Raw genomic sequence first — 17800 nt, forward strand, 5'->3', positions numbered from 1 at the left:
CACCCCACCGACGCCCGTGCAGCCCACGGGCGTTTGTGTTTGGGCCTCTTGAAGGCCTCATGACGCCATGAACGACAACCAGCTGCTGCGCTACTCGCGCCACATCCTGCTCGACGAACTGGGCATCGAAGGGCAGCAGCGCCTGCTGGCCTCGCACGCCCTCGTCATCGGCGCCGGCGGCCTGGGCTCGCCGGTGGCGCTGTACCTGGGCACGGCGGGCGTGGGGCGCATCACCCTGGTCGACAACGACACGGTGGACCTCACCAACCTGCAGCGGCAGATCGCGCACGACATGTCGCGCATCGGCCAGCCCAAGGTGGCCTCGGCCGCGCAGTCCATCGCCGAGATCAACCCGGAAGTCACGGTCGTCGCCCTGCAGGAGCGTGTGGATGCGCAGCGCTTGCAGGCTCTCGTCGCCAGCGCCGACGTGGTGATCGACTGCTGCGACAACTTCGCCACCCGGCATGCCGTCAATGCTGCCTGCGTCGCGCACGGCAAGCCGCTGGTCTCGGGTGCGGCCATCGGCTTTGACGCGCAGATCTCGGTCTACGACACCCGGCAGGCCGACTCGCCCTGCTACGCCTGCCTGTTCCCACCCGATGCGGCCTTCGAGGAAGCGCGCTGCGCCACCATGGGCGTGTTCGCGCCGCTGGTGGGCATCGTCGGCAGCATGCAGGCCGCCGAGGCGCTCAAGCTGCTTGCAGGCACCGGCTCGTCGCTGGCGGGGCGGCTGCAGATGCTGGACGCGCGCACCATGGAGTGGAGCGAGATCCGCACTCTGCGCAGCGCCGACTGCGCCGTGTGCAAGGCCCGATCTCAGAGGTAAGCTGCGCCCCATGGACAAGCGCAAGAAACTCAAAGCACGCAACTTCCCGCCGGCCCAAAAGGAAGCCGAAGCCCAAGGCCCCGTCCCATCGCTCTACGACGGCCCGGAAAGCTCGTATCAACTGGCCTTCACAGACAACAAGTTCCTGCTGCGCGACGACCTGCGCCCGGTGCGCATGCAGCTGGAGCTGCTCAAGCCCGAGCTGATCCAGAGCGAGCAGGGCATCGAGTCGACCATCGTGATCTTCGGCAGCGCGCGCATCGTGCCGCCCGAGGTGGCACAGCGCCTGCTGAGCGACGCCAAGTCGGCCAACAACGAGACCGCCATCCGCATCGCCGAGAACCACATCCGCATGTCGCGCTTCTATGAAGAAGCACGCCGCTTCGGCGCGATCGTCACCGAGAAGTCGCGCCAGCTCGCCACGCCGATCTACGTTGTGACAGGCGGCGGCCCCGGCATCATGGAAGCCGGCAACCGCGGCGCGCACGAGGTGGGCGGGCGCAGCATCGGCCTGAACATCGTGCTGCCCCACGAGCAGGCGCCCAACCCGTACATCACGCCGGAGCTGTGCTTCCAGTTCCACTACTTCGGCCTGCGCAAGATGCACTTCCTGATGCGCTCCATCGGGCTGCTGTGCTTCCCCGGTGGCTTCGGCACGCTCGATGAGATGTTCGAGGTGCTCACCCTCATCCAGACCGGCAAGTGCCGGCGCCGCCCCATCCTGCTCTTCGGCCGCGAGTTCTGGACCAAGCTCATCAACTTCGACCACCTGGTCGAGACCGGCATGATCAGCGCGGTCGACCTGCAGCTCTTCCGCTACGTCGAATCGGCCGAAGAGGCCTGGAGCATCCTTGAGGCCGAGTACGGCTTCGACCTGCCCGCCACCGAGCTGGGCGACTTTGACATCGAGGAATGAGCACAAACATGAGCAATGCCTCGCGCAAACCCGTCAGCATCATCGGCGCCCCCACCGACATCGGCGCCGGCACACGCGGCTCGAGCATGGGGCCCGAAGCCCTGCGCGTCGCCAACATCGTGCCGGTGCTGCGCAGCCACGGGCTCGAAGTCGAAGACCGCGGCAACCTCACCGGCCCGTCCAACCCCTGGCAGCCGCCGGTCGACGGCTATCGCCACCTGCCCGAGGTGGTGGCCTGGAACCGCCTGGTGCACGACGCGGTGTACGCCGAGCTGTCGCAGGACCGCCTGCCCATCCTGCTGGGCGGCGACCACTGCCTGGGCCTCGGTTCGATCAGCGCCGTGGCCCGCCACTGCCGCGACCGCAAGAAGAAGCTGCGCATTCTCTGGCTCGACGCGCATGCCGACTTCAACACCAACGTGCTCACACCCAGCGGCAACATCCACGGCATGCCGGTGGCCTGCCTGTGCGGCAGCGGGCCCAAGGAGCTGATCGAGATCGGCGGCCATGTGCCTGCGATCAGCCCGAAGTGGATCCGCCAGATCGGCATCCGCAGCGTCGACGAAGGCGAGAAGCGCTTCGTGCACGAGATGGACCTGGAAGTGTTCGACATGCGCTACATCGACGAGATGGGCATGCGCCACACCATGGAGCTCGCGCTTGCCACGCTCGACGTCAACACCCACCTGCACGTGAGCTTCGACGTCGACTTCCTCGACCCGCCCATTGCCCCCGGCGTGGGCACCACCGTGCTCGGCGGCCCGACCTACCGCGAGGCGCAGCTGTGCATGGAGATGATTGCCGACACCGGCCGCCTCGCCTCGCTCGACGTGATGGAGCTCAACCCCGCGCTCGACGTGCGCAACGCCACGGCCGAGCTGGCCGTCGACCTGATCGAGAGCCTGTTCGGCAAAAGCACGCTGATGCGCAAGTGAGGCTCAGGGGTCGCACGGCCCGTGCGACTTGCGGAACTCGCGCGGCTCCATCGCCGGCGCGGCGAACAGCCCTCGGCGCGCGGCACGCGCCTGCTGCTCCTCGGCGGCATACGGCCCCAGGCTGCGGCGGTAGCGGTAACTCCAGGCGTGCCCCTCGCGCACCATCCAGGCAGCGATGTCTTCACCGTTCATCCACAGCCCGCCGATGACGCGCTGGTAGTCGTCATAGGCACGCTGCTTCACCTGCACGTGCTGGTTCAGCACCCGCGAAGCCAGCGCGGCCTTGGCCTGCGGCCCCCAGGGCTGGCAGCGCTCGGGTGCGTCGATGCCCTCCATGCGCACCTTGACCGCCCGGCCACCGTCATCGGGGCGCAGCCAGAGCGTGTCGCCGTCGGTCACGCGCACGACCACGCCGCTGAATGCCTGCGCGCCCGCGCACAGGGCCAGCCACAAGAGACTCGCGATCGCCTGCTTCACGCGCTCGCCACGAGGCGGGCCAGCCACCAGATGAAGAGCCCCAGGAACAGCAGCCAGATGCCAACGATCAGCAGCACACCCCACCACACGCGTGGCAGCTTCTCCGTGGACCGCTCGGCCTCGCGCAGCTGCGCCTCCCACAACGGCTTGGGCGTGAGACGGCTGACCAGGGCCACGCCCAGCGGCACGATGACCAGGTCGTCGAGCTGGCCGAGGATGGGGATGAAGTCGGGGATCAGGTCGATCGGGCTCAGCACGTAGCCCAGCACCAGGATGGCCACCAGCTTGGCGCTGCGCGGTGTCTGCGGGTGCTTGAAGAGCTTCCACATCGCGACCACGTAGGTCGCCAGTCGCGCCGCATTGGCAACACGCAGCAGCTTGCCCGCCTTGAAACCCATGATCAGGAACCCTCCGTCTTGCCCGTACCCACCAGCGCCACCCGCACCCGCGCGATGCGGCCTTCCACCATTTCGCCGATCTCGAAGTGTGCGCCGTGCCACTCCAGGCCGTCGCCTTCGTCGTGACCGCGCGCCAGCGTCTCGGTCATCCAGTCGCACAACGTGGCCGCCGCGTTGTGAGGCAGCGGCAACTTGAAGAAGCCGAACACGTCGGCCAGCGGCAGGCCGGCGTCGAGCACCAGGCGGCCTGCCACCGGCCCCTGGCCCGGCGCGGGCTCCTGCGGTGGTTCCACCACGCCCAGCGAGCGTGCCGCCCATGCGAGCGTGGTGCCCTGCAGCAGCAGCGAGAGCAGCACCACCGCGAAGGCCACGTTGAAGAAGCGGTAGCTGTCGGGCAGCTGCGCGAGCAGTGGGAACAGCGCCAGCACGATGGGCACTGCACCGCGCAGGCCCACCCAGCCGACGAACAGGCTTTCGCGCAGCGAGAAGCGCATGGGCAGCAGGCACAGCGCCACCGCCAGCGGCCGCGCCAGCAGCATCAACACACCCGCCACGGCCAGCGTGGGCCACAGCGCATTGAGCAGATGGTGCGGCGAGACCAGCACGCCCAGCAGCAGGAACATGCTGGCCTGTGCGGCCCAGGCAAAGCCGTCGAGCGCGGAGGACGCCGCATGCGCGGCCTCTTCAGCCCGCTCGCGCACGCTCAGGCCGAACAGGTACACCGCGAGGAAGCCCGAGCCTTCCATCAGGCCGGCAGCGGCGAACACCACCACGCCGCCCGAGACGATCACCATCGACAGCAGGCCGCTGTACGACGCCGTCACCGCCAGCCTGCGCGTGATGCGCCGCAACAGCCAGGCCACCGCCGCACCGCCCAGCAGGCCGCAGGCGGCGCCCAGGCCGGCCTGGCGCAGCAGCAGAAGAAGCACCTCGTCGGTCCCGGAATGGGCCTTGATGACTTCGATCAGCGCCAGCACCAGGAACACGGCCATCGGGTCGTTGAGGCCGGACTCCATCTCCAGCGTGGCCGCCACGCGCTCCTTCAGCCGCACGCCACTCTGGCGCAGCAGCGAGAACACGGCCGCCGCATCAGTGGAGCCGACGATGGCACCCAGCAGCAGGCCATAGCGCCAGTCGACGCTCATCACGAGCATGGCCACCGCACCCACGCCCACCGCAGTGAGCACCACGCCGAACGTGGCCAGCGCCAGCGCGGGCCGCAGCCCGGCGCGAAAGGTCTTCATGGGCGTGCTCACACCGCCCTCGAGCAGGATGATGGCCAGCGCCGCATTGCCCACCCAGGCGGTGAGCAGCGGGTTGTCGAAGCGCACGCCGCCCGGGCCGTCGACGCCGACCAGCATGCCGGCGACGAGAAACACCAGCAGGAATGGCAGGCCCAGGCGCGCCGACATCACGCCGGCCACCAGACTCACGAACACCAGCAGGCCGCCAGCCAGCAGCAACAGGTTGAAGCTCTGCATGCGGCGACGGTAGCAGAGCGGCCCACCTTTCTCGACATGGGGGCGACCTGCCCGAGGGGTTCACACGCGGGCGCTGCGCAAGACCTCGCGCCTGTCACGCCCTGCCGCGGGGCGCACGGCGGGCTCGTTGGCAGCACACCAGAGCAGCACGATCAGCGCGAGCACCGGCAGGTTCTTCACCAGCGGGCCACAGTGGTCGAGCGTGAGCTCGGGCATGTGGATGGCCGCGGTGACGGTGTAGCCGATCACCGCCGCAACCTGTAGCGCCTGCAGCCACGGCGTGGCACGGCGCAGGCTCAGGAGGCCCAGCGCGACGTTGAGGCTGCACGAGAACACCAGCGCGGCCACGCCCACCTGCCCTTCGAAGCCGCAACGCGCCAGCAACTGCCGCACGCCCGACTGCTGCGGCAGCAGGGCACTGATGAGCGCGGTGTACAGCCACATGAAGGCGAGCGACAGGCGTGCCGCACAGGCCATGGCGGGGCTCAGGTGCACGCGCAGGTCGAGCAGCGGCTCGGGCGCGCTCACCGCCAGGCCCTGAGCCATCGCCGTCGGCATGCGGCCCAGCAGCGCCGGCAGGGCGTTCTCGCGCGGCACGCTGCCACGCTCCAGCAGGCGGATGGTGTCGCGGCAGAACACCTTCTGCGGCACCGCCTCGGCCAGCCACGCCGTGAGGCGCATCAGCGGCATGGGCAGCGGCAACCACAGCGCGCCGCCCAGGCCGAGCACCGCGCGGTAGCTGGCCAGCATGGCGCGGTAGCTCAGTGTCTGTGGGCCGCCCAGCTCGTGCACGGCGCGCGTCTCGCCCGGCCGCTCGACCAGCAGCGCGATGGCCTCGGCCAGTTCGTACACGTGCAGCGGCTGCACGGGCTGCAGACCGCACCCCGGCAGCGAGATGAGCGGCAGGCTCGCCAGCGTGGCGAAGAGTGCCGCGCTCTGGCTGCCCGGGCCGTAGATCAGCGAGGGGCGCAGCACCACCCAGTCGAGCGGCAAGCTGGCCAGCGCATCGTCGGCCAGCAGCTTGCTGTGCAGGTAGGGCGTGCCAAGCGTGTCGGCGTCCCCGCGCACGCCCAGCGCCGACACCTGGATCACACGTGCCACGCCGGCCAGGGCCGCGCCGCGAAAGAGCTCGATCGGCCCCTGCGTGTGCACACGCTCGAAGCTCTGCCCACGCGAGGGCATCAAGATGCCCACGCAGTTGACCACGCTGTCGATGCGCTCACGGCGCAGCGCCTCGGCCCAGGCATCGGGCGCGCGGGTCTGCATGTAGTCCACATGCAGGCTGTGGCGCGTGTCGGCCGCGCTGCGCGCCCCTTCGATCACCGCATGGCCACGCGCGCGCAGCGCATGCACCACCGCGCGGCCGACACAGCCGGTGGCTCCGCAGACCAGGACTCTCATGTGGGCCTCCTATCGTGGTGATGAACCTCGCACTGCCCCTCGGCGCAGCGTCGCATGCGCTCGGCCATGCGCCTGGCGCGGTGAGCGCGGATCGCGTCGATCACCGGCGCCGCCGCGGCCGAGATGCGCCGCCGGTGGCGCGCGAAGAGGCGGTAGCCCGCGTCGGCGAGCGGCCTGAACGGCCCCCAGCCGGTGGGCCGCATCACCCAGCCCAGGCCCACGGTCTCGTAAGCCAGCCGCAGGGCCGGCACGCCGACGACGAGGCGGCCGTCGGCGCCGCACGCGTGCAACTCGGCATCCATCTCGGCCAGCGTCGCGCCGTAGGGCGCGGGGTCGAAGCCTGCTGCGCTGATGTCGACGAAGCGCAACCTGCCCTCGTGGTTGCGCGCGCGCAGGTGGTCCATCTCCAGTGCGCAGACCGGGCAGCTGGCGTCATAGAGCAGGGTCACGGGGTAGACAGTGTTCATGTTTTCCTCCATTTATTTCAGTCAAAACAGAAATACCTGCTCAAAAATTTTTTGCTCGTCAAGGCCCCAGCAGGTGCGCAGGCGTGACCTCGGCTCCGAGGGCGGCCTCGGCATCGCGGCCGATCAGCTTCTTGACCTTGGCGCCCAGCTTGAGCACCTTGGCGAGGGTTTCGGTATCGAGCCGCAGCATCTCGTCGCTCCAGGCCGTGAGGGTCTGCAGGAACTCGAGCGTCTCGCGCATGCGCAGCTTGGCTTCGGCCGGGTCGCGGCTGATGGCCGGGTCGGCCAGCAACTCGCTCAGCACCTCGACCGTGGGCGCGATCTCGCGGCGCTGGCGTTCGCGGACGATGATGCGGAACAGCTCCCACACCTGGGTGCTGGTTTCGAAATGGTCGCGCCGGTCGCCGGCCAGGTGCACCAGCCGCACCAGGTTCCAACCCTGCAGTTCGCGGATGCTGTTGCTCACGTTGGAGCGGGCCACCCCCAGCGTGTCGGTGATCTCCTCGGCGTGCATGGGCCGGCCGGTGATGTAGAGCAGCGCATGGATCTGCGCCACCGTGCGGTTGACCCCCCAGCGCGTGCCCATCTCGCCCCAGTGCAGGACAAAGCGCGAGAGGGTCGGTGAGAGGTCCATGGCTGCACTCTAGGTGCGCCAATAATTTCTGTCAATACAGAAATTCGGAATCAAGACGATGGCTTCAAGGGACCGCCGTCCGCCGGCTTGCTTGCAGCGTGCGCCTCACCCTGCATCGCATCGCGCAGCACCGGGTCGCCGAGCGAGGCGCCCGGGTCTTCTTCTCCGGCCGAGGATTCACAAGGCGCAGGCGCGTCCGACGGGTTGGCGGGGCGGGGCGGTGGTGGGGTTGGAGCCATGGTGAAAAGCCTGCCGCAAGATCTGCCTTCAGCCGGCGCCAGCGCTGCCGCCCTGGTTGAGCAGGTGCTCCTCGACCGCCTTGGCCATCGGGCCGACCGCCTGCACCGCTTCGCACAACTGCTCGACGGTCACACCGAAGTACTCGCACCAACGCCTGACGGCAGCCGGGTCGGAGAGTTCGATGCGAGGAGGCATGGTGGCCATGCGTTCCCGCAGCAAGCCGCGAGCCTGCGAAGCCGCCACGCCATCAGGGCACGGCGCTCACGATCCAGCCTTCCAGCGTGTCGGCATCGGCCGGCAGGCCGTGGCCCGGCTGCCCGCTGGCCCAGGCCGCCTGCACCAGGCACAGCACGGCATCGAGCGAGTCGCCCGACGCATCGGCCACCAGGGCATCGCGCTGCGCGTGCGAGAGGCGCAGCCGCAGGCCAAGGCGGGTGCGGCCCTGCTCCAGCGCGTCGACGATGTCCTTGCGGGCGATGAGGCGCTCCGGCGTCTGCCTGGCCTTGTCGTCGGACTTGTACGAACGGCGGGCGATGAGTTCGCGCGCCAGCAGGCCAGGGTAGGCCTCCAGCGCAACGCGCGAGGGGTCGCCCGTGTGCAGACCCGGCAGGTGCACGCCAGCCTCCAGCAGCAGCGGCACGCCGGCATGCAGCATGTAGGCCACCGGCGGGTTGACCCACTTCATTGACGGCGACGAACCCGCTGGCCCGTCGCAGGCGCGGTGCGCAAACTTGGCGCCCGCGGGCCGCGCGTCGCAGAAGGCGGCGAAAGTGTCGCGGATCTCTTCGCGCGAGAGCGCCGCGTAGTGGCGCATCAGCGGCAGCCACTCGGTGGGCCAGCCCAAGCCGAGCACCAGCTCGCGCGGCAGGCCGAAGGGGAAGTCGCACGCGGCCAGCCACGGACCGGGCGTGCGCAACCAGGCCAAGAAGCCCTCGAAGCTCTCGTGCGTGTCCACCCGCAAGAGCTTCACCACGCCACGGTCCAGCGCGCCCAGCGCCACGGTGATGGGCTTGCGCCGCGTGGGGCGGCTGGTGAAGTCGATGCCGGCGAGTTGCATGGCGAACATCATCCCAAAGCCAGACCGGCCACGCCCAGCCCGATGCACACCGCGCCGGCGATGCGCAAGCCCCGCTCGCCCTCGCCCAGCAGCTTGCCGCCCAGCAACGCGGCAAACAGCATCGACACCTCGCGCGCCGGGGCCACGTGCGACAGCGGCGCCAGTCGCACGGCATACAACACCATCACGTAGGCCAGCGGGCTCACGGCGGCGATCAGCAGCGCGTGCTTCCATTGCGTGCGCACCGCGTCCATGAAGCGCGCACGGTCACGCAAGGCCGCCGGCAGCATGAATGGGATGCGCGCGAAGTTGCCGAAGTAGTCGATCAACACGGGTGAGATCAGCCAGACCTTGACGGCGTAGCCGTCGATGAGCGTGTAGGCCGAGATCAGGAGGCCGGTGGCCGTGCCGTAGGCCAGGCCGGCACGCACGCGCTGGCGCTGCGCCGGGTCGTGCGCCTTGGCCCACAGGCCGGGGCCGCCGGCGATGAGGAAGACCCCTCCGGTCACGGCCAGCACGCCCAGCACACCCAGCGCGCTCATCGACTCACCCAGCAGCAGCAAGGCACCGAAGGCCGCCACCAGCGGGCCGGTGCCTCGCGCCACGGGGTAGACCACGGTGAGGTCGCTGGCCGCGTATCCGCGCAGCAGGACGTTGAAGTACACGAGGTGGGTGACGCCGCTCGCCACGATCAGTCCCCATTCGGCCCAGCCCCAGCGCGGCACGGCGTCCCAGCCCGCCCACACGCCCACCGGCGCCCACACCACCACGATGAACAAGGCCACCAACAGCACGAAGCGGCTGTCGCCACCGGCCTTCTTGGCGACCACGTTCCAACCGGCATGCAACAGGGCGGCAACGAGGACGAGGCTCAGGGCGAAGAGAGACATGAAGCCCTCGATTGTGCCCGCGGCTACAGTCGCGCCATGAACCCTCTCCTGGTTGAAGTGACGCGCGGCGGGCACGTGGAATCGCGCCATGCGGGCGCGCTGGCGGTCGTCGATGCCGCGGGTGCGGTGCTGGCGTCGCTCGGCGACATCGACCGTCCCGTCTTCCCGCGCTCCGCCGTGAAGCTGCTGCAGGCCCTGCCGCTGGTGGCCAGTGGTGCCGCCGACCAGCTCGGCCTGAGCAACGCCGAACTGGCGCTCGCCTGCGCCTCGCACAACGGCGAAGCCGCCCATGTGCAGACCGCCGCCGGCATGCTGGCCAAGGCAGGCCTCGATGCGAGCGCGCTCGAATGCGGCATGCACTGGCCCTATCTCGACACGGCCAGCCGCGCCCTGGCCGCGAGCGGCGGGGTGCCCACGCCGCTGCACAACAACTGCTCGGGCAAGCACGCGGGCTTTGCCTGCCTCGCCTGCGCAATCTCCGGCGGTGTCGACCTGCGGCGCTTCATGGCCGGCTACGTGCGGCCCGAGCACGCGCTGATGCGCGAGGTGAGCGCGGCGCTGCAGGCCGCCACCGGCGCCGATCTCTCGAAGGCCGCGCGCGGCACCGACGGCTGCGCCATCCCCACCTACGCCATCCCGCTGCGGCAACTCGCCCTCGCCTTCGCGCGCGTGGCCACGGGCGAGGGCCTCTCCCCCGATCACGCACGCGCGGCGCAGCGGCTGCGCGAAGCAGTCGCCCGCGAGCCTTTCATGGTCGGCGGCACGGGCCGCTTCGACACCCGGGTGATGGAGCGCCTGGGCGAGCGCGCCTTCGTCAAGGTGGGTGCCGAAGGCGTCTACTGTGCGGCGCTGCCGCAGCGCGGGCTGGGCGTGGCCATCAAGGTGGACGACGGCAACAACGCGCGGGCGGTCGAGGTGGTGATGGCGTCATTGATCGAAGCGCTGGTGCCGCTGAGCGATGACGAGGCGGTGTTCATGCGCTCCTTGAGCGAGCCCGTCTTGCGCAACTGGAACGGCACCGAGGTCGGCGGCTTGCGTCCCGCGCCGGCACTGCGGTCGATCCGGGGCTGAGGGCGACGCAGGCCGCGCCACACGGCGCGCCAGAAGCTGTCGATGGCCTCAAGGCGCAGCGCCACCGCACGCAGTTTTGCCTCGTCCATTCGGGCTGCAAACTCCTGCGGCGACAAGCGTGTGGGCGTGTGATCGTGGGTCATGGTGGCCTCCTATTGCAGTGAAGCCACTCTAGGCAGCAGTGCCCGGCCCGGAAACATCGCCGATCACAAATGCGTGTTGCACCACGCGCAAAGCCAGCGCCCCTACCATCGGCCCATGCACGGCCTGAGCTTCGACGACCTGACCCTCTTCGCCCGCGTGGCTGCCCTGGGCACGCTCTCGGCCGTGGCGCGCGAGCGTGACGTGCCGGTGAGCCAGGTCTCGCGCTCGCTGGCGCGCATCGAGCAGGCCGCAGGCGCACGCCTGATCCACCGCTCCACCCACGGCCTGGCGCTCACGGCCGAAGGGGAAACCTTTCTCGACTACTGCCACCGCCTGGGCGGCACGCTGGAGGAACTGGAGAGTGAGTTCGCGGCCAAGTCACGCGAACCCAGCGGCGTGGTGCGCGTGGCGGCCAGCACGGTGATCGCGCAGTACCAGCTGCTGCCCAGCCTGACCGGTTTGAACCAGCGCCACCCGCAGCTGCGCGTGGAGCTGGAGGTGAACGACCGGCTGGTCGACATGGTGCGCGACGGCATCGACATCGCCATCCGCACCAGCGCCGCCCTGCCCGAGACGCTGGTCGCGCGACAGATCGGCACGCTGGGCCGCGCCCTGTACGCCTCGCCCGCCTACCTGGCCCGGGCCGGCGAGCCCGCCCACCCGAGCGAGTTGCACGCGCATCGCCTCATCACCAACAGCGCTGCCACGCAGCTCAACCAATGGCCCTTCATCGTGGACGGCAAGGCGATCAAGCTCGCGGTGCAAGGCTTCTGGCGGGCCAACGACACCGGCCTCGCGGCCAACATGGTGCTGCAGGGCTTGGGCATCGGCCGGCTCGCGAGCATGGTCGCCGAGCCGCTGGTCCAGCAGCAGCGGCTGGTGCCGGTGCTGGCAGGGTTCGTGGATCTGCAGCCGTCACCCGTCTATGCCGTGACGGCCAGCACGCGGCAGCGCCTGCCCAAGATCAAGGCCTGCCTCGACTACTGGGGAGAGTGGTTCGCGCGTCAGGACTGAGTTGAACGGCTCTGCGGGGTGTTGTCCTGCACGTAGAGCGCGCCGGCCAGCCCGTCGCCCGCGGCGTTCTTCACGTTGTTGCGGCGCCAGGCCCAGGTCTTGATGGCCTGCGGCAGGATGGACAGGCAATTCGCGTAGTAGATGAACTTGAAGCCCAGCAGGCGCGGCCACACCGGCGTGTTGCGGAACAGGTCACCGGCCAGGATCGACAGCAGCGCCTCCTGCATGCGCCAGATGTTGCGCGGGTGCATGAAGATGTTGCGGATGGCCGGCGAGGTGATGCGGTAGATGAACCACGAGAACATCTTCGGACCGTGGATCATCACCTTCTCGAAGCGGCGGAACTGCTTCTCGGCGGCCTTGGCCTCGCCCTTGAGCCAGAGGTCGATCGCCATGGCGCTCTCGAACGAGCTGTTCATGGCCAGGTACACGCCCGAGGAGAACATCGGGTCGACGAAGGCAAAGGCGTCGCCCACCATCACGAAGCGGTCGCCGCGGCAGAACTTGGAGTCGTAGGCGTAGTTGCCGGTGGTGGTGGCCGGCTCCAGCAGCGTGGCGTCCTTCAGGCGCTCGGCCAGCTTGGGTGCGAGCGCGATGGTCTGCATCAGGAAGTCGTCGAGGCTCGCGCCCTTGCGATGCTCCTTGAAGTAGCCCGGGTGCGCCACCGCGCCGACGCTGGTGGTGCCGTCGAGCAGCGGGATGAACCAGAACCAGCCGTGGTCGAACCAGAACAGCGTGATGCTGCCTTCCCACTTGCCCGGCGTGCGGCGGGCGTTGGCGAAGTGGCCGAACAAGGCAGCGCTGGCGTGCTTGGGGTTCTTCTGCTTGGCGTCGAACTGGTTGGACAGCAGCGTGTCGCGGCCGCTCGCGTCGACCACGAAGCGCGGCCGCCAGGTGGTCTCGGAGCCGTCGTCACCGGTCACCTTGACGATGGAGCGGCCGTCGCCCGTCTTGCCGGCGTCCATGTCAACGCTGCGCACGCGGTGGCCTTCGAAGGTGCGCGCACCCTGCTTGGCGGCGTGGCGGAACAGCAGTTCGTCGAACTCCGAGCGCCGCACGTGCACGGCGTAGGGGAAGGACTTGTCCATCGCCTCGGCGAAGAAGAAGCGGCTGGTGTGGTCGTGCCAGGGCGAGACGAACTCGGCGCCATGCTTGACGATGCCGATGCGCTCGACCTCGGCGCGCACGCCCAGGCGATCGAACAGCGGCATGTTCATCGGCAGCAGCGATTCGCCGATGTGGAAGCGGGGGTGATGGGCCTTCTCGAACATCACCACGTCGTGGCCCTTCTCGGCCAGCAGCGCCGCCATGGTCGAGCCGGCAGGGCCGCCTCCGATGACGACGACGTCGGGGTTGGTGCCGGAGAACTGCTGCGGGGCCATGGGGGTCATGTTGATCTGTCTCGTCTCGGTAGGGAAATGCGCCGGCAAGGCCTGTCTCGCCGAACACGCAAGTCTAACGAGTGAGCCGGGTGCACCTGCCGCCAACGGGCCACATTGGCCCGGGGAGAACCCGCAGTTCAGGGCCGAGCAAGGCCGTTCAGCTCGGCCCAGCCCCTCCACATGATCTCGATGCCGATGCGCAGCGGGATGAAGCCCATCATTAGCAAATCCCGGGCCCCTTCCCTCAGCTGCCCACCACGCGCAACACGTCTCGCATCGTCACGAACTCCTCCGCCCCGGTGGGGTGGATGCCCAGGGTGCGGTCGAACACTGCCTTGGTGAGCCCGCCTTGCAGCGCCACGGCAAAGCCCTGAATCACCTCGCCCGCGTCGTGGCCCACCATGTGCAAGCCGACCACGCGGTCGCTGGCGTCGTCGACCAGCAGCTTCATCAGCGTGCGTTCGGTGCTCTCGGACAGGGTGTGCTGCAAGGCCTTGAACTCGGCGCGGTAGACGCGCACGCGGCCACACCTCTCTTTGGCGGCGTCTTCGCTCAGGCCCACGGTGCCCACGCTGGGGTGGGTGAAGATGGCGGTAGGCACCAGGCCGTAATCGAGCGGCTGGCGCGCTGCCTTGCCGGCCGCCGGGCCGAACAGCTGGTCGACCAAGTACATGGCCTCGGCCAGTGCCACGGGGGTGAGTGCCTTGCGGCCGATCAGGTCGCCCAGCGCGTAGACCGAGGGCACGACCGTCTGCAGGTGCTCGTTCACCGGAACCGACCCGTCGCTGTTGAGCGTGATGCCGAGATTCTCCAGCCCCAGGTCGGCGGTGCGCGCGCGCCTGCCGGTGGCGTGCAGCACGGCATCGGCCTCGACCAAGCTGCCGTTGCCGAGACGCACATGCTGGACCGCCCCCACCCTCTCGACGCTTTCGATGGTGGTCTGCAGATGCAGGGCCACGCCCTTCTTGCGCATCTCGGCGGCCAGGAAGCCCGCCGCTTCGCCATCGAAGCCGCGCAGCAGCTGCGGGCCGCGGTGCACCTGCGTCACCTGCGCACCCAGCCCCTGGAAGATGGACGCGAACTCGCAGGCGATGTAGCCGGCACCCACCACCAGCAGGCGTTTGGGGAAGGGGTCAAGGTCGAACATCTGATCGGAGTTGACCGCCCATTCGGCGCCCGGCCCCGCCGCCTCTACCGGCGCGCCACCGGTGGCCAGCAGGATGTGCCTGGCCGTGAGCCGCTGCGAGCCGCCTTCGCAGTCGACCTCCACCGTGTGCGCGTCGACCAGCCGAGCCCAGCCGCGCAGCAACTGCACGCCTGCACCGTTGAGAAGGCCGTGGTAGACGCCGTTCAGGCGCCTGATCTCGGCGGCGCGGCGTTGCTTGAGCACGCCCCAGTCGAACACCGGCTTCTCGCCCTGCCAGCCAAAACCGTGCGACTGCTCGAAGCTCTCGCCGTACTGCGCGGCGTAGCTGTACAGCTTCTTGGGGATGCAGCCGACGTTGACGCAGGTGCCGCCCAGCGGCCCGGCCTCGGCCACCACCACACGCGCGCCGCGCTGTGCAGCCATGCGGCTGGCGCGCACGCCGCCGCTGCCGGCGCCGATGACGAACAGGTCGCAATCGAAATGGGGGGTGCTCATGGAGGGTCCTCGCCGAGGTTCATCAGGGCTTGCAGTGTCGCCAATGTGTCGGCTTCGTGCAGCGGCTTGTCATTGCGGATGCGCAGCATGCGGGGGAATCGGACGGCAATGCCGCTCTTGTGGCGCGAACTGTGGTTGATGCCTTCGAAGCCCAGCTCGAACACCATCGTCGGCCTGACACTGCGCACCGGGCCGAACTTCTCCAGCGTGGTGGCGCGGATCACGCGGTCGACCTCGCGGAACTCTTCGTCGGTGAGGCCGGAGTAGGCCTTGGCGAAGGCCACCAGCTGCAGCGCCTCGGGCTGCGGTGGCTCGCGGCGCTCGATGGCGTCGATGACCGCTTGCGCCTCGGCGGCGTCGCCCGGCTGCCGATTCCACACCGCGAAGGTGTAGTCGGTGTAGACGCTCGCGCGGCGGCCGTGGCCGGCCTGGGCGTAGATGAGCACGCAGTCCACGCTGAGCGGGTCGATCTTCCACTTCCACCAGGTGCCTTCGGCCAAGCCCTCCTGTTTCCTGCGGCCGGTGCCATAGCGGGCGTCACGGTGCTTGAGCATGAAGCCCTCGACGCCACGGGCGCGCGACTCCTCGCGCAGCGTGGCGAGCTCGGGCCAGGTGGCGAGTTCGAGCGTGGGCGACACGCGCAGCGCCTGCCCGCTCACCTGGGCGGCCAGCGCGAGCAAGGCCTCGCGCCGGCGGTGCTGCGGCCAGGCGCGGATGTCTTCGCCCTGCCACTCCAGCAGGTCGTAGGCGATGAAGGTGACGGGCGCGTCGGCCAGCACCTTCTTGGTCAGCGTCTTGCGGCCGATGCGCTGTTGAAGCAGCGCAAAAGGGGCGGGTCGGTCGTCCCTCCAGACCAGGATCTCGCCGTCGACCACGGTGCCGTCGGGCCACTGGCCGGCGATGCCCATCACCTCGGGAAAGCGCTCGGTGATGAGCTCCTCGCCGCGCGACCACACCCAGATGTTGCCGCTCCGGCGCACCACCTGGGCGCGGATGCCGTCGTACTTCCACTCCACCAGCCAGTCGGCGGGCGGGCCCAGGCGCGCCTCGAAGTCGGCCACCTGCGCTTCGACCGCATGGGCCAGGAAGAAGGGATAGGGCTGGCCCGAGTCGCCCGCGGCCTGCACCGACTCGTGCGCCAGCAGCGCGCGGTAGCCGGCCGCGTCGGGCCGCGCCGTCTTGTCGGTGTAGCCCATCATGCGCTGCGCGATCAGCTTGGCGTCCACGCCGGTGTGCGCGGCCAGGGCGCGCTGCACCAGCAGCTTGCTCACGCCGACACGGAAGCCGCCGCCGATCAGCTTGGTGAGCAGGAAGCGGCCGGAGGTGTCGAGTTCGTTCCAGTAGGCGGTGATGCGCTCGGCCTGCTGCTCGGGCGTGGCCTCGCGCAGCGGCAGCAGCCGCTTCTCCACCCATTCGGCCAGGCCCACGTCGCTCGTGTGCTCGGCCATGGGCAACACGTGGGCGATGGTCTCGGCGAGGTCGCCCACGGCCTGGTAGCACTCGTCGAAGAGCCAGGGCTCGATGCCGGCCTGGCGGCGTGCCATCTCGCTCAGCACACCGGTCGGGATCACCTGCCGCGGCTTGCCGCCGGAGAGGAAGTAGACCGCCCAGGCGGCGTCGGCATCGGGGGCGTCGCCGAAGTAGCGCTTCAAGGCCTCGACCTTGGCGCTGGTGGCGGTGCTCGCGTCGAGTTCGTTGAAGAGCTGCGAGAAGCGCTTCACTCGTTGCTCCCCACATCACCGGCGGGCTTCTGCACGTCGGCGCGCTCGTCGTCGTATTCCGTCTCGAAGGCTTCGGCCTGCAGGCCCTGCTCCTGCAGCCATCGCACCATGATGGCCTCGTAGCCGTGCGTCACGATCACGCGCTGCGCACCGGTGGCCGCGATGGCGCGCTGCAGGCCCGGCCAATCGGCGTGGTCGCTGAGCACGAAGCCGCGGTCGACCGCGCGGCGGCGGCGAGCGCCGCGCAGCTGCATCCAGCCGCTGGCGAAGGCATCGCTGTAGTCGCCGAAGCGCTTGGTCCAGGCGGAGCCTTGCACCGAGGGCGGCGCGACGACCAGGGCCCTGCCGAGTGCGGCCTTGTCGAGGTCGTTCGCCCGGTGCGTGGCCGGCAGTGCCACGCCGGCCGCGCGATAGGCCTCGTTGAGCGGGTCGACCGCGCCGTGCGTGACGATCGGCCCGATGCTGGCATCGACACCGGCCAGGATGCGCTGCGCCTTGCCGAAGCTGTAACCCATCAGCAGGCTGGCGCGCCCGGCCTCGGCATTGCCGCGCCACCAGGCGTTGATGTCGTCGAACACCTCGCGCTGCGCCTGCCAGCGGTAGATGGGCAGGCCGAAGGTCGATTCGGTGATGAAGCAGTGGCAGCGCACCGGCTCGAAGGGTTCGCAGGTGGTGTTGCTGTCGTCCACGCCCGAGACGAAGTAGTCGCCCGAGGCCACCCACACTTCGCCGCCGTGATCCAGGCGCACCTGTGCCGAGCCCAGCACGTGGCCGGCGGGGTACAGGCTGAGGCGCACGCCGTGGTGCTCGATGGCCTCGCCATAACCCAGCGTCTGCAGCGGGATCTCGCCCAGGCGTGAACGCAGCACGCCTTCGGACTTCGCACTCGCGAGGTAGTGACCATGGCCCACGCGGGCATGGTCGCCGTGGGCGTGGGTGATGACGGCGCGGTCCACCGGCCGCCAGGGGTCGATGTAGAAGTCGCCTGGCGGGCAGTACAAGCCCTCGGGGCGTTGGACGATCAGGTCCATGGCGGAAACCGTCCGGCGCCGGGCCGCCCCAAGCCGGACTGCGCCCCTTGGGGGCTGAGCACGGACACAAGCA

The 17800-nt window shown here is 69.5% G+C and carries 18 protein-coding genes; 5 read left to right on the forward strand and 13 right to left on the reverse strand.

Features of this window, described 5'->3' with window-relative positions; translation table 11 throughout:
* Window positions 1-67: 67 nt before the first annotated feature.
* Genes VFL64_RS01860 through rocF form a run of 3 tightly spaced genes read left to right on the forward strand, consistent with a single transcriptional unit; the run spans window position 68 to window position 2677 of the window.
* On the forward strand, window positions 68-826 hold the full coding sequence (locus tag VFL64_RS01860; protein WP_489538678.1) for a HesA/MoeB/ThiF family protein: 759 nt from the start codon (window positions 68-70) through the stop codon (window positions 824-826).
* Window positions 827-836: 10 nt separating this feature from the next.
* Complete coding sequence (locus VFL64_RS01865) at window positions 837-1742, forward strand: LOG family protein (protein ID WP_489538679.1); 906 nt, start codon at window positions 837-839, stop codon at window positions 1740-1742.
* Between the two features lie 8 nt (window positions 1743-1750).
* On the forward strand, window positions 1751-2677 hold the full coding sequence (rocF, locus tag VFL64_RS01870; protein ID WP_489538680.1) for an arginase: 927 nt from the start codon (window positions 1751-1753) through the stop codon (window positions 2675-2677).
* Between the two features lie 3 nt (window positions 2678-2680).
* Here rocF and VFL64_RS01875 read toward each other — a convergent pair whose 3' ends face one another.
* From VFL64_RS01875 to VFL64_RS01915, 9 genes are all read right to left on the reverse strand, one after another.
* Window positions 2681-3154, reverse strand: a complete 474-nt coding sequence (locus VFL64_RS01875; protein WP_489538681.1) for a thermonuclease family protein — start codon at window positions 3152-3154, stop codon at window positions 2681-2683.
* Window positions 3151-3552 (reverse strand): YkvA family protein, encoded by a 402-nt coding sequence (locus tag VFL64_RS01880; RefSeq protein ID WP_489538682.1) that lies wholly within the window; start codon window positions 3550-3552, stop codon window positions 3151-3153. The genes VFL64_RS01875 and VFL64_RS01880 overlap by 4 nt, the downstream gene beginning before the upstream one ends.
* Window positions 3553-3554: 2 nt before the next feature.
* A complete protein-coding gene (locus VFL64_RS01885) occupies window positions 3555-5033 on the reverse strand; it encodes a potassium/proton antiporter (RefSeq protein ID WP_489538683.1) in 1479 nt (492 codons plus the stop codon).
* Window positions 5034-5093: 60 nt separating this feature from the next.
* Complete coding sequence (locus tag VFL64_RS01890; protein ID WP_489538684.1) at window positions 5094-6434, reverse strand: SDR family oxidoreductase; 1341 nt, start codon at window positions 6432-6434, stop codon at window positions 5094-5096.
* Complete coding sequence (locus tag VFL64_RS01895) at window positions 6431-6901, reverse strand: thiol-disulfide oxidoreductase DCC family protein (RefSeq protein WP_489538685.1); 471 nt, start codon at window positions 6899-6901, stop codon at window positions 6431-6433. Before VFL64_RS01895 ends, VFL64_RS01890 begins: the two co-directional genes overlap by 4 nt.
* 58 nt (window positions 6902-6959) lie before the next feature.
* The gene (locus VFL64_RS01900; RefSeq protein WP_489538686.1) at window positions 6960-7535 is read right to left on the reverse strand and encodes a GbsR/MarR family transcriptional regulator; all 576 of its coding nucleotides are present in this window, start codon (window positions 7533-7535) and stop codon (window positions 6960-6962) included.
* 267 nt (window positions 7536-7802) lie between these two features.
* Complete coding sequence (locus tag VFL64_RS01905) at window positions 7803-7970, reverse strand: DUF3606 domain-containing protein (protein ID WP_489538687.1); 168 nt, start codon at window positions 7968-7970, stop codon at window positions 7803-7805.
* 52 nt (window positions 7971-8022) lie between these two features.
* Window positions 8023-8832, reverse strand: a complete 810-nt coding sequence (locus VFL64_RS01910; RefSeq protein WP_489538688.1) for a DUF429 domain-containing protein — start codon at window positions 8830-8832, stop codon at window positions 8023-8025.
* A gap of 8 nt (window positions 8833-8840) precedes the next feature.
* Window positions 8841-9722, reverse strand: coding sequence for an EamA family transporter (locus VFL64_RS01915; protein WP_489538689.1), 882 nt, complete (start codon window positions 9720-9722; stop codon window positions 8841-8843).
* 36 nt (window positions 9723-9758) lie between these two features.
* On the opposite strand from VFL64_RS01915, the gene VFL64_RS01920 reads away from it, so the two are divergent.
* A complete protein-coding gene (locus tag VFL64_RS01920) occupies window positions 9759-10793 on the forward strand; it encodes an asparaginase (protein ID WP_489538690.1) in 1035 nt (344 codons plus the stop codon).
* 258 nt (window positions 10794-11051) lie between these two features.
* Entirely contained in the window at window positions 11052-11951 is a 900-nt protein-coding gene (locus VFL64_RS01925) for a LysR family transcriptional regulator (protein WP_489538691.1), read from the forward strand.
* On the opposite strand, the gene VFL64_RS01930 is transcribed toward VFL64_RS01925, so the two are convergent.
* The 4 genes from VFL64_RS01930 to VFL64_RS01945 all read right to left on the reverse strand — a co-directional run bounded on the left by VFL64_RS01930 (window position 11942) and on the right by VFL64_RS01945 (window position 17727).
* A complete protein-coding gene (locus tag VFL64_RS01930; protein ID WP_489538692.1) occupies window positions 11942-13342 on the reverse strand; it encodes an NAD(P)/FAD-dependent oxidoreductase in 1401 nt (466 codons plus the stop codon). The genes VFL64_RS01925 and VFL64_RS01930 overlap by 10 nt on opposite strands.
* A 235-nt stretch (window positions 13343-13577) precedes the next feature.
* A complete protein-coding gene (gene gorA / locus VFL64_RS01935; RefSeq protein WP_489538693.1) occupies window positions 13578-14975 on the reverse strand; it encodes a glutathione-disulfide reductase in 1398 nt (465 codons plus the stop codon).
* The gene (locus VFL64_RS01940) at window positions 14972-16696 is read right to left on the reverse strand and encodes an ATP-dependent DNA ligase (protein ID WP_489538694.1); all 1725 of its coding nucleotides are present in this window, start codon (window positions 16694-16696) and stop codon (window positions 14972-14974) included. The genes gorA and VFL64_RS01940 overlap by 4 nt, the downstream gene beginning before the upstream one ends.
* Complete coding sequence (locus VFL64_RS01945) at window positions 16693-17727, reverse strand: ligase-associated DNA damage response exonuclease (RefSeq protein WP_489538695.1); 1035 nt, start codon at window positions 17725-17727, stop codon at window positions 16693-16695. The genes VFL64_RS01940 and VFL64_RS01945 overlap by 4 nt, the downstream gene beginning before the upstream one ends.
* Window positions 17728-17800: the final 73 nt, after the last annotated feature.

It is taken from the genome of Rhizobacter sp. (assembly GCF_035702065.1).
Classification (GTDB): Bacteria; Pseudomonadota; Gammaproteobacteria; order Burkholderiales; family Burkholderiaceae_C; genus Rhizobacter.